General features: G+C 73.0%; 15 protein-coding genes and 2 tRNA genes. 14 read left to right on the forward strand and 3 right to left on the reverse strand.

What is annotated here, in order from left to right; translation table 11 throughout:
- The first annotated feature begins 146 nt into the window (after window positions 1-146).
- The 3 genes from ABT295_RS09910 to ABT295_RS09920 are packed head-to-tail and all read left to right on the forward strand — an operon-like array spanning window position 147 to window position 3,314.
- Window positions 147-1,511 (forward strand): four-carbon acid sugar kinase family protein, encoded by a 1,365-nt coding sequence (locus tag ABT295_RS09910; RefSeq protein ID WP_352394185.1) that lies wholly within the window; start codon window positions 147-149, stop codon window positions 1,509-1,511.
- On the forward strand, window positions 1,508-2,515 hold the full coding sequence (pdxA, locus tag ABT295_RS09915) for a 4-hydroxythreonine-4-phosphate dehydrogenase PdxA (RefSeq protein WP_352394186.1): 1,008 nt from the start codon (window positions 1,508-1,510) through the stop codon (window positions 2,513-2,515). The genes ABT295_RS09910 and pdxA overlap by 4 nt, the downstream gene beginning before the upstream one ends.
- Before the next feature lie 10 nt (window positions 2,516-2,525).
- On the forward strand, window positions 2,526-3,314 hold the full coding sequence (locus ABT295_RS09920; protein ID WP_352394187.1) for a DeoR/GlpR family DNA-binding transcription regulator: 789 nt from the start codon (window positions 2,526-2,528) through the stop codon (window positions 3,312-3,314).
- A 59-nt stretch (window positions 3,315-3,373) separates the two neighbouring features.
- Here the strand turns inward: ABT295_RS09920 and ABT295_RS09925 are convergent, their stop codons facing one another.
- Window positions 3,374-5,773 carry a phosphoketolase family protein gene (locus ABT295_RS09925; protein ID WP_352394188.1) on the reverse strand — a complete coding sequence of 800 codons (2,400 nt, stop codon included), beginning with the start codon at window positions 5,771-5,773 and terminating at the stop codon, window positions 3,374-3,376.
- 201 nt (window positions 5,774-5,974) lie between these two features.
- Window positions 5,975-6,169, reverse strand: a complete 195-nt coding sequence (locus ABT295_RS09930; protein WP_352394189.1) for a CsbD family protein — start codon at window positions 6,167-6,169, stop codon at window positions 5,975-5,977.
- Window positions 6,170-6,323: 154 nt separating this feature from the next.
- Here ABT295_RS09930 and ABT295_RS09935 point away from each other — a divergent pair, with 154 nt between their 5' ends.
- The 11 genes from ABT295_RS09935 (at window position 6,324) to ABT295_RS09985 (ending at window position 13,696) form a co-directional block, all read left to right on the forward strand.
- A complete protein-coding gene (locus ABT295_RS09935; RefSeq protein ID WP_352394190.1) occupies window positions 6,324-7,352 on the forward strand; it encodes a cation diffusion facilitator family transporter in 1,029 nt (342 codons plus the stop codon).
- Window positions 7,349-7,870 (forward strand): methylated-DNA--[protein]-cysteine S-methyltransferase, encoded by a 522-nt coding sequence (locus ABT295_RS09940; protein WP_352394191.1) that lies wholly within the window; start codon window positions 7,349-7,351, stop codon window positions 7,868-7,870. Before ABT295_RS09935 ends, ABT295_RS09940 begins: the two co-directional genes overlap by 4 nt.
- A 154-nt stretch (window positions 7,871-8,024) precedes the next feature.
- The gene (locus ABT295_RS09945) at window positions 8,025-8,513 is read left to right on the forward strand and encodes an RNA polymerase sigma factor (RefSeq protein ID WP_352394192.1); all 489 of its coding nucleotides are present in this window, start codon (window positions 8,025-8,027) and stop codon (window positions 8,511-8,513) included.
- Between the two features lie 8 nt (window positions 8,514-8,521).
- Window positions 8,522-9,160 (forward strand): methylated-DNA--[protein]-cysteine S-methyltransferase, encoded by a 639-nt coding sequence (locus ABT295_RS09950; protein ID WP_352394193.1) that lies wholly within the window; start codon window positions 8,522-8,524, stop codon window positions 9,158-9,160.
- Entirely contained in the window at window positions 9,157-9,702 is a 546-nt protein-coding gene (locus ABT295_RS09955) for an NUDIX domain-containing protein (RefSeq protein WP_352394194.1), read from the forward strand. The genes ABT295_RS09950 and ABT295_RS09955 overlap by 4 nt, the downstream gene beginning before the upstream one ends.
- A gap of 152 nt (window positions 9,703-9,854) precedes the next feature.
- Entirely contained in the window at window positions 9,855-10,358 is a 504-nt protein-coding gene (locus ABT295_RS09960) for an RNA polymerase sigma factor (protein WP_352394195.1), read from the forward strand.
- The gene (locus ABT295_RS09965) at window positions 10,355-11,278 is read left to right on the forward strand and encodes a hypothetical protein (protein ID WP_352394196.1); all 924 of its coding nucleotides are present in this window, start codon (window positions 10,355-10,357) and stop codon (window positions 11,276-11,278) included. Before ABT295_RS09960 ends, ABT295_RS09965 begins: the two co-directional genes overlap by 4 nt.
- A 22-nt stretch (window positions 11,279-11,300) precedes the next feature.
- Window positions 11,301-12,347, forward strand: coding sequence for a PHP domain-containing protein (locus tag ABT295_RS09970; RefSeq protein ID WP_352394197.1), 1,047 nt, complete (start codon window positions 11,301-11,303; stop codon window positions 12,345-12,347).
- 115 nt (window positions 12,348-12,462) lie between these two features.
- Window positions 12,463-12,535: transfer RNA gene (locus tag ABT295_RS09975), tRNA-Glu, on the forward strand.
- Window positions 12,536-12,567: 32 nt separating this feature from the next.
- Window positions 12,568-12,641, forward strand: a tRNA-Asp gene (locus ABT295_RS09980).
- A 98-nt stretch (window positions 12,642-12,739) separates the two neighbouring features.
- Window positions 12,740-13,696, forward strand: coding sequence for a D-2-hydroxyacid dehydrogenase family protein (locus ABT295_RS09985; RefSeq protein WP_352394198.1), 957 nt, complete (start codon window positions 12,740-12,742; stop codon window positions 13,694-13,696).
- A gap of 43 nt (window positions 13,697-13,739) precedes the next feature.
- Here the strand turns inward: ABT295_RS09985 and ABT295_RS09990 are convergent, their stop codons facing one another.
- Entirely contained in the window at window positions 13,740-14,930 is a 1,191-nt protein-coding gene (locus ABT295_RS09990; RefSeq protein ID WP_502991088.1) for a PucR family transcriptional regulator, read from the reverse strand.
- Window positions 14,931-14,947: the final 17 nt, after the last annotated feature.

Below are 14,947 nucleotides of genomic sequence, written 5' to 3' on the forward strand. Positions count from 1 at the left end.
TAGCGTTTTTTGTGAAGCCAGCGTTGGTCGTATGCCATCCGCCCCCCAGGCGGGAAGCTCGAGCACCGCTCTTCTGAACTCGGCAAGGTCGCCAATCTCCTTGCTGCACAAGCAATATGACGCACACAGCACGGTGAGGAGGAACCATGACGACTCTGCTCCTGGGTGTCGTTGCGGACGACCTCAGCGGTGCAGCCGAGTGTGCGGCACACGCATATTTGCGCGTTTCGCGCAGCGAGGTCATCCTTCACCCTGCCGCTGGGAGGACGCCGGACCGTCCCGTCATCACGATCGACTCGGACTCCCGCCGTCTCGGGGCCGCGGACGCAGCGGTGGCCGCACGGGAAGCCGCCCGCATGGTGGCCGCGGCAACGGTCGTGGTGAAGAAGGTCGACTCTCTCCTGCGCGGCCACGTCGCGATGGAGGTCGCCGCCCTCGCCGAGCAGCTCGACCGCCACCCCGTGGTGTGCGTCGCCAACCCGGCTCTCGGCCGCGTCGTGCGCGAGGGCGCACTGCTCGTGCACGACGCCCCGCTCGGGCAGACCGGGCTGTGGGCCGTCGAGGGCCGTCCGGCTCCCGCCACCGTCAGCGAGGCGCTCGCGCCGCTCCCCACCGTGCTCGTGCCGCTCGGCACCGTGACGCGAGGTGTCAGGGCTGTGGCCGAGGCCCTCCTGGCTGCGCGCCGGGAGGGACGGGTGGCCGTCTGCGACGCCGAGAGCGACGCCGACCTCGACACGGTGCACGCCGCCGCGGTGCTGGCCGGCGGGGAGGGCGGCATCCTGCTCGTGGGATCCGGCGCCCTCGTCGACGCGGCTGTGCGCTCCCTGCCGCTGGATGCGCGCCGTGGCGCACGTGCGGCCGAGCCGGGCGCCGAACCCGGTGGCCGCTCAGCCCTGTTCGTGCTGGGGACCCGCGCCACGGGTCTGCCCGACCAGCTCGCCGCGCTCGCCGCTGCGCACACCACGCACGAGGTGCGCCTCTCCCCCGACCGTCTGCTCGCCGACCCCGCCGGCGTGACCGACGAGCTGCGCGCCGCCCGCGAGAGCCGCTCCGCGGCGCGTCGGGGGCTCGTCGTGACGCTCGATCCGGACGAGCCCGTCGACCCGACGCGGTCGCGCGCGCTCACCGAGTCCCTCGCCCGCGCCGTCGCCCCCGTCGTCGACGCCTACGCGGCGGCCTTCCTCTCCGGCGGGGAGACCGCGCGGGCCGTGCTCGACCGGTTGGGCGTCGACGCCCTCGAGGTCGTGGGCGAGCTCGGGACCGGCACCGTCGTCTCGCGCCGTCCGGGTGGCGCGCTCGTCGTGACCCGCCCGGGCAGCTTCGGCGACCCGACCTCGCTCGTCCGCGTGGCGGACCACCTGCTCGGCCCCGCGCCGGACGCCGTCATGCCCCCGGCAGCCGCCACCCCCGAGCCCCAGAGCGCTCCGGACACCCGCAGCACCACCGAGACCGCCCCACCCCGCCCCACCACCCGCACCGCCACCGGTGCACCCACCGAGGAGAACCCATGACCGTCGCCCTGCCCCGCATCGCCGTGACCATGGGAGACGGCGCCGGCATCGGCCCCGAGATCATCGTCAAGGCCCTGGCCGACCCGCACGTGGCGACCCTCGCCCGCACGGTCGTCGTCGGGGACGCCCTGCGCCTCAAGCAGGCCGCCGAGGCCGCCGGGGTCTCGATCGACATCGTGACGGTCCACGACGTCGAGGAGGCCGTCGAGCTGCCGGGCCGCATCAACGTCATCGACCTCGCGCTCCTCCCCGAGGACCTCCCGTTCGGCGTGCTCTCCGCCGTGGCCGGCGACGCGGCCTACCACTACATCCGCGTGGCCTCGGAGCTCGCGATGAGCGGGGCCGTCCAGGCGATCTGCACGGCGCCCCTCAACAAGGAGGCCCTGCACGCCGGTGGTCACGTCTTCCCCGGGCACACCGAGCTGCTCGCCCACCTCACCGGCACGCCCGAGGTGTCGATGATGCTCTCGACCGAGAAGGTCAAGGTCATCCACGTGACGACCCACATCGGTCTCATCGACGCGGTGAACCGCATCGAGCCCGGCCTCGTCGAGCGCGTGATCCGCCGCGGACACCGCGCCCTCGTCGACGCCGGCAACCCGAACCCGAAGATCGGCGTGTGCGGCATCAACCCGCACGCGGGTGAGAACGGCCTGTTCGGCTACGGCGAGGAGGAGTCGAAGATCAACCCCGGCGTGGAGGCGGCGCGGGCCGACGGCATCGACGTGCACGGGGCCCTGCCGGCCGACACGCTCTTCTTCCTCGCCGGCCGCGGCGACTACGACCTCGTCGTCGCGATGTACCACGACCAGGGCCACGGACCCGTCAAGGTGCTCGGCCTCGAGGCCGGCGTCAACGTGACGATCGGGCTGCCCGTCATCCGCACGTCGGTCGACCACGGCACGGCCTTCGACATCGCCGGTACGGGTGTCGCCGACCACCGGTCGATGATCGAGGCCCTGCGCCTGGGCGCGGAGATGGCGCCACGACCGGCTGGCGCCTAAGGTGCCGAGCGTGGCGAAGCACAGCGCGCAGACGCGTCGGGGAGAGATCGTCCGGCTGGCCACGACGAGCGGCCTGGCGAGCGTCGAGGAGCTCTCCGACCAGCTCGGGGTGACCGCCTCGACGATCCGGCGTGACCTCGCCAAGCTGACGGCGCAGGGCAAGCTCGCCCGCACCTACGGCGGCGTCATGAGCCTCGCCCACCACCCGGAGGCCTCGCTGCGCCAGCGCCTCGGCGAGGCGCACGCGGCCAAGCGGGACATCGCCCGGTGGGCCGCAGAGCAGATCGAGCCCGGCGAGACGGTGCTCCTCGACGCCGGCTCCACGATGGGGGCGCTCGCCGACGCCATCACCAAGACGCCCGAGCTCACCGAGCTGACCGTGGTCACGGCCGGCATCAGCGCCATGGGCACGCTCGCCGACAGCGTCGGCATCGACGTCATCGCGCTCGGTGGACGCCTGCGCCCGCTCAGCCAGGCGTTCGTCGGCCCGCTCGCCGAGGTCGCGGTGCAGCGACTCTCCTTCGACCGCGCCTTCATGGGCGCCGACAGCGTGCACGCCGAGCGGGGCATCTGCGAGGCCGACCTCGAGCAGACCAGGCTCAAGGAGCTCATGATGGGCCGGGCGGAGCGCACCTACGTCCTCGCCCACTCCGAGAAGCTCGGCCAGTCCCCCTTCCACGCGTGGGCGGTCATGCCCCGCACGTGGACGCTCGTGACCGACGATTCCGCGGATCCGGAACGCCTGCAGGCGTTCCGCGACAACGGGGTCGAGGTCGTCGTCGCCCCGCGTCGGGACTGAGCCGTCGAGCCCGAACTCCCAACCGGCCGTCCGGCACCTCCGCGGTCGCCTCGTGCACGCTAGTCCTCGACCACGGTCGTCATCACCCAGTCACGCACCTGCGGCATGTCCTCGAGGTGCTCGACGATGTGGTGCTGGTGCTCGACGAGCTGGGCCTCGCACCACGCCTTGAGTTCGCTCGAGCCGCGCACCTGACGCCCCGCGTTGTTGATGGCGTCCATGACGAGGTGGTAGCGGTCGACCTCGTTGCGCACCACCATGTCGAAGGGTGTCGTGGTCGTGCCCTCCTCGCTGAAACCCCGCACGTGGAAGCGGTCGGCGTCGGGCCGCCCGTGCACGAGCTGGTGGATGGCCCCGTGGTAGCCGTGGAAGGCGAAGACGACGTCGACGTGGTCGGTGAAGAGCTCGCCGAAGCGGATCTCGTCCATGCCGTGCGGATGGCTGCGCGGCCTCGAGAGGCTCATCAGGTCGACGACGTTGACGACGCGCACCCGCAGCTGCGGCAGTCGCTCCCTGAGGATCTGGGCGGCCGCGACGACCTCCATCGTCACGACGTCGCCGGCGCAGGCGAGCACGACGTCGGGGTCGCGGTCCCCGTCGTCGGTGCCGGCCCAGTCCCAGATGCCGGCTCCCGCTGCGCAGTGCGCGACGGCCTCGTCCATGCTTAGCCACTGGGGTTGCGGCTGCTTGTCGATGACGAGGAGGTTGACGTAGTTGCGAGACCGGAAGCAGTGGTCTGCCACGGAGAGAAGGCAGTTCGCGTCCGGCGGCAGGTAGATGCGCGCCACCTCGCCGCGCGCGTTGAGCACCGTCTGGATGAGGCCGGGCCCCTGGTGCGAGAAGCCGTTGTGGTCGTTGCGCCACGCCGTCGACGTCAGGAGGATGTTGAGGCTCGGCACCTTGGCGCGCCAGTCGAGCTTGTTCGCCTCCTGGAGCCACTTGCTGTGCTGCACCGTCATCGACGCGCTCACCATCGCGAACGCCTCGTACGTCGCGAAAAGACCGTGGCGGCCCGTCAGGGTGTAGCCCTCGAGCCAGCCGTGACAGGCGTGCTCGGAGAGCACCTCCATGACCCGGCCCTCGTGCGAGAGCTTGACGTCGTCGTCGACGACCCGCTCCGCCGTCATCCGGTCGCTCACGTCGAAGACGGCGCCGACCCGGTTGCTGTTCGTCTCGTCGGGGCTGAAGAGCCGGAACGTCGTCGGGTTGCGCACGTAGATCTCGCGCATCAGCTCGCCGAGGGCCCGCGTCGACTCCTCGCGCACCGTGGCCGGAGCCGGCACGTCGCGCGCGAAGTCACGGAAGTCGGGCAGGTCGAGGTCCCTCGTCAGGAGACCACCGTTGGCGTGCGGGGACGCGCTCATCCGCAGGTCGCCCTCCGGGTTCGCCTGCAGCACGGTCGCGCTCGGTCGACCTGCGTCGTCGAAGAGCTCCTCCGGGCCGTAGCTGCGCATCCACGCCTCGAGCAGTGCCAGGTGCTCCGGGTTCTCCTTGACGCCCGAGAGCGGCACCTGGTGCGAGCGCCAGGTGCCGGTCACCTTGACGCCGTCGACCTCGTCGGGCCCGGTCCAGCCCTTCGGCGTGCGCAGGACGATCACGGGCCACCGCGGTCGCCCGCCCATCGTCCACCCATCCCTCCGCGCCTCGTCCTGGATGCCGCGGATCCGCCCGTATGCCGTCGCCAGGGTCTCCGCGAAGCGCTCGTGCATGCCGGGCAGGTCGTCACCGCCGACCTCGAGGACCTCGTAGCCGTGCCCCTCGAGCAGGCTGCGGACCTCGGCGGGGTCCTTGCGCCCCAGCACGGTCGGCCCGGCGATCTTGGCGCCGTTGAGGTGCAGCACCGGCAGCACCGCCCCGTCGCGCGCGGGATTGAGGAACGAGATGCCCTTCCACGAGCCTTCGAGCGGACCCGTCTCCGCCTCGCCGTCACCGACGACGGCGAGCGCCAGCAGGTCGGGGTTGTCCATGACCGCACCGAACGCGTGGACGAGCACGTAGCCGAGCTCGCCGCCCTCGTGGATCGACCCCGGCGTAGTCACCGACACGTGGCTCGGGATGCCGCCGGGTGCCGAGAACTGCCGGAAGAGTCGGCGCAGCCCCTCCTCGTCGGTCGTCACGCGGGGGTAGGTCTCGGTGTACGTGCCCTCGAGGTAGCCCGCGGCGACGAGCGCCGGACCGCCGTGACCGGGCCCGGTGAGGTAGATCGTCTGCTGACCCGTGTGGCGGACGACCCGCGACACGTGGGTGTAGACGAAGGACAGGCCGGGGCTCGTGCCCCAGTGGCCGAGCAGGCGCGGCTTGATGTCGTCGGGCGACAACGGACGGCGCAGCAGCGCGTTGTCCTGCAGGTAGATCTGCCCGATCGTCAGGTAGTTGTTCGCCCGCCACCACGCGTCCATCGCCGCGATCTCGTTGGGCGTCGCCGGGGGGACGGGGGCGGTCGTGCTCGTCGGTGTCACGGGAGGCCTCTCGAGGGGAACGAAGAACCGTCCCTCGAGCCTCTCCGCAGAGCCGCGCCGTGGCAAGGGGACGCCGACCTCCTACCCCACCCGGCGGCATACGGACGCCGACCGTCGGAGCTCGGGCGCACGCTCTCCCCGCCACCGGGGCAGAGCAGTGGGCCGGCCCCCGTCGGGACCGACCCACCCCACTCCGGAAGGTCAGCGGTCGAAGGCGTCCTTGACGTCCTTGCCCGCGTCCTTGAGCTGCTCGCCCCGCTGCTTGAGGTCCGCCGAGGCCTGGTCACGCTCGCCCTCGGCCTCGAGTCGCTCGTTGTCGGTGACCTTTCCGGCGGCTTCCTTGGCCTTGCCCGTGAGCTCTTCGCCCATGTTGCTGGCCTTGTCTGCGATACCCATGTCCGGGCTCCTTCCGTATCCGATCGGATGCCGTTGTCCTACCCGCTCCCCCTCGATCCGCACCACGCGAGGGGACGCCGGGGCCGGATGCGCTCCGCGTCCACGGGCGCGCCGCAGCACGCCCGTCGTCGGCCCCGTTTGCCACACTGGTCGGGTGCCAGCGACCCCGAACCCCGACAGCCCGGCCACCGGCCGCGGGCTGCAGACGCGCGACCTCAGCCGGTTCGCGTACCTCTCGATCGCCGCGGCGGTCGTCACGATCACGCTCAAGGTCATCGCCTGGCGCGTCACCGGCTCGGTCGGCCTGCTCTCCGACGCGGCGGAGTCGGTCGTCAACCTCGTGGCGGCCGTCGCCGTGCTCATCGCCCTCAAGGTCGCCGCGATGCCGGCCGACAAGAACCACCACTTCGGCCACACCAAGGCGGAGTACTTCTCGGCCGCGGTCGAGGGCATGATGATCTTCGTCGCGGCCCTCGTCATCATGTACACGGCCGTCGAGCGCTTCCTCGACCCGCAGCCCATCGAGAACGTCGGCCTCGGCCTCGCCATCTCGGTCGTCGCCTCGGCCGTCAACGGGGTCGTCGCGGTCGTCCTGCTGCGTGCGGGGCGGCGGCACCGGTCGCTCACGCTCACCGCCGACGGCAAGCACCTCATGACCGACGTCTGGACGTCCGCCGGCGTCGTCGTCGGGGTGCTCCTCGTCGGGCTCACGCACGTCGAACGGCTCGACCCCGTCATCGCCTTCCTCGTCGGCGTCAACATCGTGTGGACGGGGTGGAAGCTCATCCGCGAGTCGACCGAGGGCCTGATGGACATCTCGATGAGCAAGGAGGACAACGGCGCGATCGCGGACGTCCTCGCCCGCTTCGTCACGAGCGAGGTGCACTTCCACGCCCTGCGCACGCGCGTCTCGGGGCACCACCGCTTCGCCGAGGTGCACGTGCTCGTCCCGGGCGCGTGGACGGTGCAGCGTGGCCACGACCTCGTCGAGGAGGTCGAGGAGGCCGTGCACCGCGAGTTCGGCGAGATCGCCCTCACCTGCCACCTCGAGCCGTCCGAGGACCCCCGCGCCTACGGCGACTACTCGGCCGAGTACCCCGTGCCGACGCACGACGACATCGTCGCCGCCCACGGCGCCGCGACGCCGGACGGGGCGAGCGGCCCGTCCACGGACGTGCCGTGACCGGCTCGGGTCGCGCTCACGTCCTCGTCCCCTCGCCCATCGGCGACCTCACCGTCGTGGCCGAGGGCGGCGCCGTCACGCACCTGCTCATGGATGCCGCGAAGTACCGCCCCGAGGACCCCGACGTCATCGGGGTGCCGGGCGACCCGGCCGACGAGCCGTTCGCGTCGGTCGGCGTGCAGCTCGCCGCGTACTTCACCGGCGCCCTGACCGAGTTCGACCTGCCGCTCGCCCCGCGCGGCGACACCTTTCACCAGCGCGTCTGGGCGCTGCTGCGCGAGATCCCCTACGGCGAGACCCGCAGCTACGGCGACCTCGCCCGCGCGCTGGGCGACCGCAAGCTCGCCCAGGCCGTCGGCACCGCCAACGGGCGCAACCCGATCGCCGTCGTCGTGCCGTGCCACCGCGTGGTCGGCAGCGACGGCTCGCTCGTCGGGTACGCCGGCGGCCTCGACCGCAAGCGTTTCCTCCTCGCGCTCGAGGAACCGCCGGCCGCGGAGACCGGCCGGCTCTTCTGACCCCCGCGCCGTCCCGGGGCCGGGAGTCCGGCCCCGGTCCGGTGACCTGTCGGGCTCCCGGGACCAGGTCGCCGGACCGAAGCCGGATGCCGGGCCCGCGGACCCCCCACACTGGGTGACCTCACACTTCTGCGACCCGGAGCGTCTACAGGACATGTTGCGACCGTTCGAGCAGGCCGTCACCGAGCACGGGGCCGTGGTGCTGCGCGTCTGCCGCACCGTGCTCGGCCCGACCGAGGCCGACGACGCGTGGTCCGAGACCTTCCTCTCCGCCCTCCGCGCCTGGCCCGACCTGCCCGACGACGCGAACGTCCGCGCGTGGCTCGTCACGATCGCGCACCGCAAGGCGCTCGACGTCGTGCGGGCCGGTGCCCGCCGGGCCGTCCCGGTCGCGGCCGTGCCCGACGCCGCCGGCTCCCGGTCCGACGAGCCGGAGGCGGCCCTGCCCGACGGTGCGCTCTGGGCGGCCGTCGCCGCCCTCCCGGAGAAGCAGCGCCTGTGCGTGGCCTACCACCACGTGGCCGGCCTGCCCCACCCCGAGGTGGCCCGCATCGTCGGCGGGAGCGCGGCCGCGGCCCGCCGCGCGGCCGCCGACGGCATCGCGCGCCTCCGGAACACGTACGCCCCTCACGAGCAAAGGTGATCCCGCTCATGTCCGAGAACACGTCCCACCACTCCGTCGCGCTGCTGCGTGAACCCGCTGCCGGCGACGCCGAGCACCTCGACGCGCTCCACGCCGCCCTCGTCTCCCGTGCGAGCGCCGAGTCGTCGGTCGACATGACCTACCGCCTGCTCGACTCCCCCGTCGGGGCGCTGCTCCTCGCGGCGACCGGCCAGGGGGTCGTCCGCGTCGCCTTCGAGGTCGAGGACCACGAGCGGGTGCTCGACGCCCTCGGCGTCTCCGTCGGCTCGCGGATCCTGCGCGGCGGCGACCGGCTCGACCCGCTCGCCCGCGAGCTCGACGACTACTTCGCCGGGCGGCGGCACGCGTTCGACGTGCCGATCGACCTGCGGCTGGCCCGGGGCTTCCGCCTCACCGTGCTGCGGCACCTCCGCGAGATCCCCTTCGGGTCGACCGAGAGCTACGGCGAGGTGGCGGCCGCCTCGGGCAGCCCGCGGGCCGTGCGCGCGGTGGGCACCGCCTGCGCGACGAACCCGCTGCCGATCGTCGTGCCGTGCCACCGCGTCGTCCGCTCCGACGGCTCCCTCGGCGGCTACCTCGGGGGCCTGCCGGCCAAGGAGCGCCTGCTCGCGCTCGAACACGCCGTTCACGAGGGGGTGCGGCCGTGACGTGGCCGGTGCGGCACACCCGGGTCGTCTACGAGAACGCGTGGCTGCGGGTGCGTGAGGACGACGTCGTGCGTCCCGACGGCAGCCCGGGCGTCTTCGGCGTCGTCGAGCTGCGACGCCCGGCGGTCTTCGTCGTGGCCCTGACCGAGGCCGACGAGGTCGTGCTCGTCACCGTCGACCGGCACACCGTCGGCCGCTCGGTGGAGGTGCCCGCCGGCGGCACCGACGGGGAGGACCCGCTCGTGGCGGCCCGGCGCGAGCTCGCCGAGGAGACCGGGCTCGCCGCCGCCGAGTGGCAGCAGGTCGGCACGATGAACGCGCTCAACGGCGTGTGCCGCGCACCCGAGACCGTGTTCCTCGCCCGGGGGCTGACCCCCGTCGACGGGGCCGACGGGCACGCCCGCGCCGAGGAGGGCATCGCAGCCGTGACCCCGGTGCCCGTCGCCGAGGTGCTCGGGATGCTGCGCGACGGGGCCATCACCGACGGGGAGACCATCGCCGCGCTCATGCTCGCCCTCACCGCGCTGGGCCGCGTCGGCTGAGACCGGGATCCGGGTCGCTCCGGATGCAACGGTCCAGGCAGGTGGTGTGTCCTAGGGGTGAACGGGCGCCGACGCACGGCGGCCGACGAGACGACACGACACGACGACGCGACTGACGCGACCGAGAGACCGACGAGCAGACCGGGAGCCCCATGCGACGCAGGGACGAGGCGGCGTTCCGCGCCTTCGTGGAGGAGCGGCAGACCATGCTGCGCCGCCGCGCCTACCTGCTCTGCGGCAACTGGGCCGACGGCGACGAGCTCGTGCAGGAGGCGCTCGCGCGCGTCTACGTCGCCTGGCCCCGCATCGGCCCGGGCGCCGAGACCGCCTACACGAGGCGCACCATGATGAACCTCTACCTCAACGACCAGCGCAAGCGGCGCCGCGAGGTGCTGACCGACGAGACCCCCGAGCCGGCCACCCAAGAGCACGACCGCGAGCTCGCGATGACCCTCACCGAGCTGCTGCACGACCTGCCGGAGAAGCAGCGGGCCGTGCTCGTGCTGCGGTTCTGGGAGGACCTCACGGTGCCCCAGATCGCCGAGTGCACCGGCGTCGCCGAGGGCACCATCAAGAGCCAGATCTCGCGGGGGCTCGCCGCGCTGCGCGGCCGGCTCGCCGACCCACCACTCACCGGGGCAGGAGCCGTCTCATGAGCGACGACACGACACGCGACCCCGGAGGCAGCCCGCCCGCACCGGAGGCCGGCGAGCAGCAGCTGCGAAAGGCGCTGGCCACCATGAACGACCTCGAACCTCCTCGCGACGACCTCTTCGCCCAGCGTGCACTCCAGCGCGGCCGCGCGATGACGTCGCGCCGCCGGAGCCGGGTGCTCGGGGCGGCCGCGGTCGTCGTCGTCGCCGGCGCCGTGGGCGGCACCTGGGTGGCCACGCAGGGCGGCCCGTCGAGCATGACGGCCGGCTCGGCGGTCGCCGATGCGGCAAAGGGCGCGGAGAGCACCCCACCGCCGGACTCCGGCACCGGGTCCACCGGCCGTCCCGAGGCGGTCGACGGCGGTGGCGGCGGGGCCCGCCAACCGGGCACGACCGACGGGAAGGGCCCCTTGGCCGCGCCGTCCGTTCCGTCCGCCCGCGACCTGTCGCAGTGGTTCGGCGCACTCTCGACGCCGCAGACGACGGCCTTCACGGCGGCGGCCCCGACCGTGGTCTCCCGCTGGGGCGACGTCTTCTCGGGGGCGTATGCCACCGAGCCCTCGGGAGCGCGCGTGACCGTCGCCGTCACCCGGCACGACGCCGCGCTCGAGGCCTACGTCAGGCAGGCGATGCCTTCGCCGGACGACGTCGACTTCGTCGTCGTCACCCACTCGATCGCCGAGAAGCAGCGCGTCGCGAACGAGATCATCGACGAGCGGATGCTGTGGCGCAGCAAGGGGATCCAGGTCGTCGGTGCCAAGGTCGACGCCCGCCTCGACGTCGTCGACGTGCTCGTCGACGGTGACGACCCGCAGGGGCTCCTCGCCCAGCGCTACGGCACGATCGTCCGGGTCGTGCCGGGCACGCCGGGCACTCCCGGCAAGCTGCCGGACGGCAGCACGGTGCCGCCCCCGCAGCGCTGACCCCGCGGCTAGGCTGCCGTCCATGGAGCAGCCGACCGCGCCCGAGGCGCCGATCAGCCCGATCGACGCGCTGCGCCGCATCTGCTTCCTCCTCGAGCGCGGGCGCGAGAGCAGCTACCGCATCGACGCGTTCCGCCGGAGCATCGATGCCATCACGCTCATCTCCGACGAGGAACTGCGCGAACGCGTCGAGGCGGGAACTCTCAAGCAGATCAAGGGAATCGGCGACTCCAGTGCCGCGATCATCGGCCAGGCCGTGCGCGGGGTGCTGCCGGCATACCTCGTCTCCACCGAGGAGAAACACGGCGAGCCGCTGACGCGTGGCGGTGCCGAGCTCTACGCGGCGCTGCGTGGCGACCTGCACGCGCACTCGAACTGGAGCGACGGGGGCAGCCCCATCGAGGAGATGGTCCTCGCCGCCGTCGAGCTGGGGCAGGAGTGGATGGCCCTGACCGACCACTCCCCCCGCCTCACGGTCGCCAACGGCCTCAGCCGCGAGCGGCTCACCCAGCAGCTCGGGCGCGTCGACGCCATCAACGCCAGCCTCGGCGACGCCTTCACGCTGCTGCGCGGCATCGAGGTCGACATCCACCTCGACGGCACGCTCGACCAGGACGACGACCTGCTCGACCAGCTCGACGTCGTGACGGCCTCGATCCACTCGAAGCTGCGCCAGCCCTCGTTCGAGATGACCCCGAGGATGGTGGCCGCGGTGCGCAACCCCCGCACGAACGTCCTCGCGCACTGCACGGGGCAGCTCGTCACGGGCAGCCGGGGCAAGCGACCGCCCTCGCAGTTCGACGCCGAGAAGGTCTTTCGCGCGTGCCTCGAGAACGACGTCGCCGTCGAGATCAACTCCCGGCCGGAGCGGTGCGACCCGCCCGACGAGCTCATCGAGCTCGCCCGCGACCTGGGCTGCCTCTTCACCATCGACTCGGACGCGCACGCTCCCGGCCAGCTCGACATGAAGTCGCTCGGCTGTGAGCGCGCGGAGCGCCTCGGCATCCCGGCCGAGCGGATCGTCACGACGTGGCCCGTCGACGACGTGCGGGCCTGGGCGAAGGGCTGACCGGGCGCGTCCGGAGCAGCTGCTCGAGCACCCCCTCGAGCAGCGTCGGGAGCCGATTTGGACGGTTCCCGAAACTCCCATATAGTTTCGACGTCCCAACGGATAGGTCGGGCAGGTCCCCATCGTCTAGCGGCCTAGGACTCCGCCCTTTCACGGCGGCAGCACGGGTTCGAATCCCGTTGGGGATACGCAGTACAGTTCAACCCGCACCACCCAGTAAGGCCCCGTAGCGCAGTTGGTTAGCGCGCCGCCCTGTCACGGCGGAGGTCGCCGGTTCGAGCCCGGTCGGGGTCGCAAGACACCACGAGAGGCGCCGCTCCCAGGAGCGGCGCCTCTCGCGTTCCCGGGTCGTGACGACGCCGCCGCCGCCACGGGCCTCCTAGGGTGGGCGCATGCGGATCGCCGTGCTCGACGACTACCAGGGAGTGGCGCTCTCGAGCGCCGACTGGTCGCCCGTCACCGACCACCCGTCCCACCCGTGCACGGTCGACGTCTTCCGCGACCACGTGTCGGCGCCCGAGGCGCTCGTCGAGCGGCTCGCGCCGTACGACGTCGTCGTCGTCATGCGTGAACGGACACCGCTGCCGGCGACCGTGCTGACCGCGCTGCCGCGGCTGCGCCTCGTCGTGACGACGGGTCGGCGCAACCCGAGCATCGACGTCGAGGCGGCCCGGCGCGCCGGCATCGTCGTCTGCGGCACCGAGAGCCTCGCGACGGCGCCCGCGGAGCTGACCTGGGCGCTCGTGCTGGGACTCTCCCGGCACCTGCTGCCGGAGGCGACGGGCGTGCGCGACGGCGGTTGGCAGTCGACGGTCGGCCGCGACCTCGCCGGCCACACCCTCGGGCTGCTGGGGCTCGGACGCATCGGCAGCCAGGTCGCCGCCGTCGGGCGGGCCTTCGGCATGGACGTCACCGCGTGGAGCCGGTCGCTGACACCCGAGCGCGCCGCGGCCGCGGGGGCCCGGTCGGTCTCGTTCGAGGAGCTGCTGACGACCTCCGACGTCGTCTCGGTCCACCTGCCGCTCGCCGCCGGGACGCACGGCCTGCTCGGAACACGCGAGCTCGGGATGATGCGCCCCGACGCGCTGCTCGTCAACACCTCCCGCGGCCCGATCGTCGACGAGGCGGCGCTGCTCGCCGCGCTCGACCGCGGCCACCTCGGCGGCGTGGGCCTCGACGTGTTCGACGTCGAGCCGCTGCCCGCCGAGCACCCGCTCCGGCGCGCTCCCCGCACCCTGCTGACGCCGCACCTCGGCTACGTCACGCGCGACGTCTACGCGACGTTCTTCACCGGGGTCGTCGAGGACGTCGCCGCCCACCTCGACGGCACCTCCCTCCGCGCGCTCTGACGGCTCTCCCGCAAGACGGCGGGGACGGGGTCGGGTGGGCCGGTCAGCGGTGCCCGGCCCTGAGGACGAGCTCGAGCTCGAAGCGGGCCTGGGGGTCGTCGAGGACGTCGCCGAAGAGGTCCTTGAGCTGGGCGACGCGGTAGCCGACCGTCTGCTGGTGCACGAAGAGCTCCTCGGCGATGGGCGCGCGCTGCCCCTGGTGTCGCAACCACGCGAAGAGCGTCTCGGTCAGGCGCTCGCGCACGGCCGGGCGGAGGTCGTCGAGAGGGGCGAGGCGGGTGCGGGCCAGGTCGGCCGTCGCGAGGGGCTCGGCCCGCACGACGAGCTCGGCGAGGTGCTCGTCCACCCACACGGGGGCCGTGTCGCGGTGCGGGTCGTCGGGGCCCGGACCGAGCCCGTGGGCGTCCGCGGCGGTGGCGAGGTGGAGCGACTCGCCCGCCTGCTGCCACGGCCGGGCCGGGCCCACGATTGCGCTCCGCCCGCGGAGGGCGCGCTCGAGGTCGCGGCGCCGCGGCGCGCGGTGGACGAAGGGGAAGACGACGACGACGTCGGTGCCGCGCTCGGCCACGAGGCCGTCGGGGCCGAGGGCAGCGCGCAGCCCGTCGACGTGCGGGGACGGCACGAGCGCCACGACGACGACCTCGGGCAGCGTCCAGCCGACGGAGGCCGCGAGGCGACCGACACCGCCGTCGCTCGAGTCGCCCCGGAGGATCATCTCGAGCAGCTCGCTGCGCAGCCGCAGCTGCTCCCCCGCCCGCTCCGACTGCTCCTGGGCGTAGCCCTGCGCGCTCGCGGCCGAGATCTCGTCGATGTAGGCGAAGATCGACTCGCCGAGGGCGAGCAGCACGTCGGGCGGCATCTGCGAGACGTCGACGAGGCGCGAGATGGCCCGGAAGGTGACCCGGGCGCCGTAGCGGTAGGCCGCGAGCAGCGACTCGAGCGAGCGCCCGGAGCGCACCTCCCCCCGCCCGAGGCTCTCGTAGACCCACTTGCCGTCGTCCGAGAGCGCCGGCAGCCGCGTGCCGGGCAGGTCGAGGAAGCGGTTGAGCGCGACCGTGACGCCCTGGCGCACGCCCTGCCCGAAGCGTCCCTCCATCGGCATCGCGTAGACCGGGACGTCGCGGGGGATGCCCTCGATGATCGCCTCGACCATGTCGTGCACGACGGGACGCAGGCTGGCGCTGATTTTTGCAGGGAGAGACAACCACGGCGGGTCAGACGTGGTCTGCGCCACATTGGCCTCCGGCAATT

The sequence above is a fragment of the Terrabacter sp. NPDC000476 genome (assembly GCF_040300125.1).
Classification (GTDB): domain Bacteria; phylum Actinomycetota; class Actinomycetes; order Actinomycetales; family Dermatophilaceae; genus Terrabacter.

Excerpts from the sequence above, each read along its gene's own strand:
- ABT295_RS09965 (WP_352394196.1), top strand. The coding sequence starts at position 10,355 with ATGAGCGACGACACGACACGCGACCCCGGAGGCAGCCCGCCCGCACCG.
- ABT295_RS09950 (WP_352394193.1), top strand. The coding sequence starts at position 8,522 with ATGTCCGAGAACACGTCCCACCACTCCGTCGCGCTGCTGCGTGAACCC.
- ABT295_RS09910 (WP_352394185.1), top strand. The coding sequence starts at position 147 with ATGACGACTCTGCTCCTGGGTGTCGTTGCGGACGACCTCAGCGGTGCA.
- ABT295_RS09945 (WP_352394192.1), top strand. The coding sequence starts at position 8,025 with ATGTTGCGACCGTTCGAGCAGGCCGTCACCGAGCACGGGGCCGTGGTG.
- ABT295_RS09970 (WP_352394197.1), top strand. The coding sequence starts at position 11,301 with ATGGAGCAGCCGACCGCGCCCGAGGCGCCGATCAGCCCGATCGACGCG.
- ABT295_RS09930 (WP_352394189.1), bottom strand. The coding sequence starts at position 6,169 with ATGGGTATCGCAGACAAGGCCAGCAACATGGGCGAAGAGCTCACGGGC.
- ABT295_RS09960 (WP_352394195.1), top strand. The coding sequence starts at position 9,855 with ATGCGACGCAGGGACGAGGCGGCGTTCCGCGCCTTCGTGGAGGAGCGG.
- pdxA (WP_352394186.1), top strand. The coding sequence starts at position 1,508 with ATGACCGTCGCCCTGCCCCGCATCGCCGTGACCATGGGAGACGGCGCC.
- ABT295_RS09985 (WP_352394198.1), top strand. The coding sequence starts at position 12,740 with ATGCGGATCGCCGTGCTCGACGACTACCAGGGAGTGGCGCTCTCGAGC.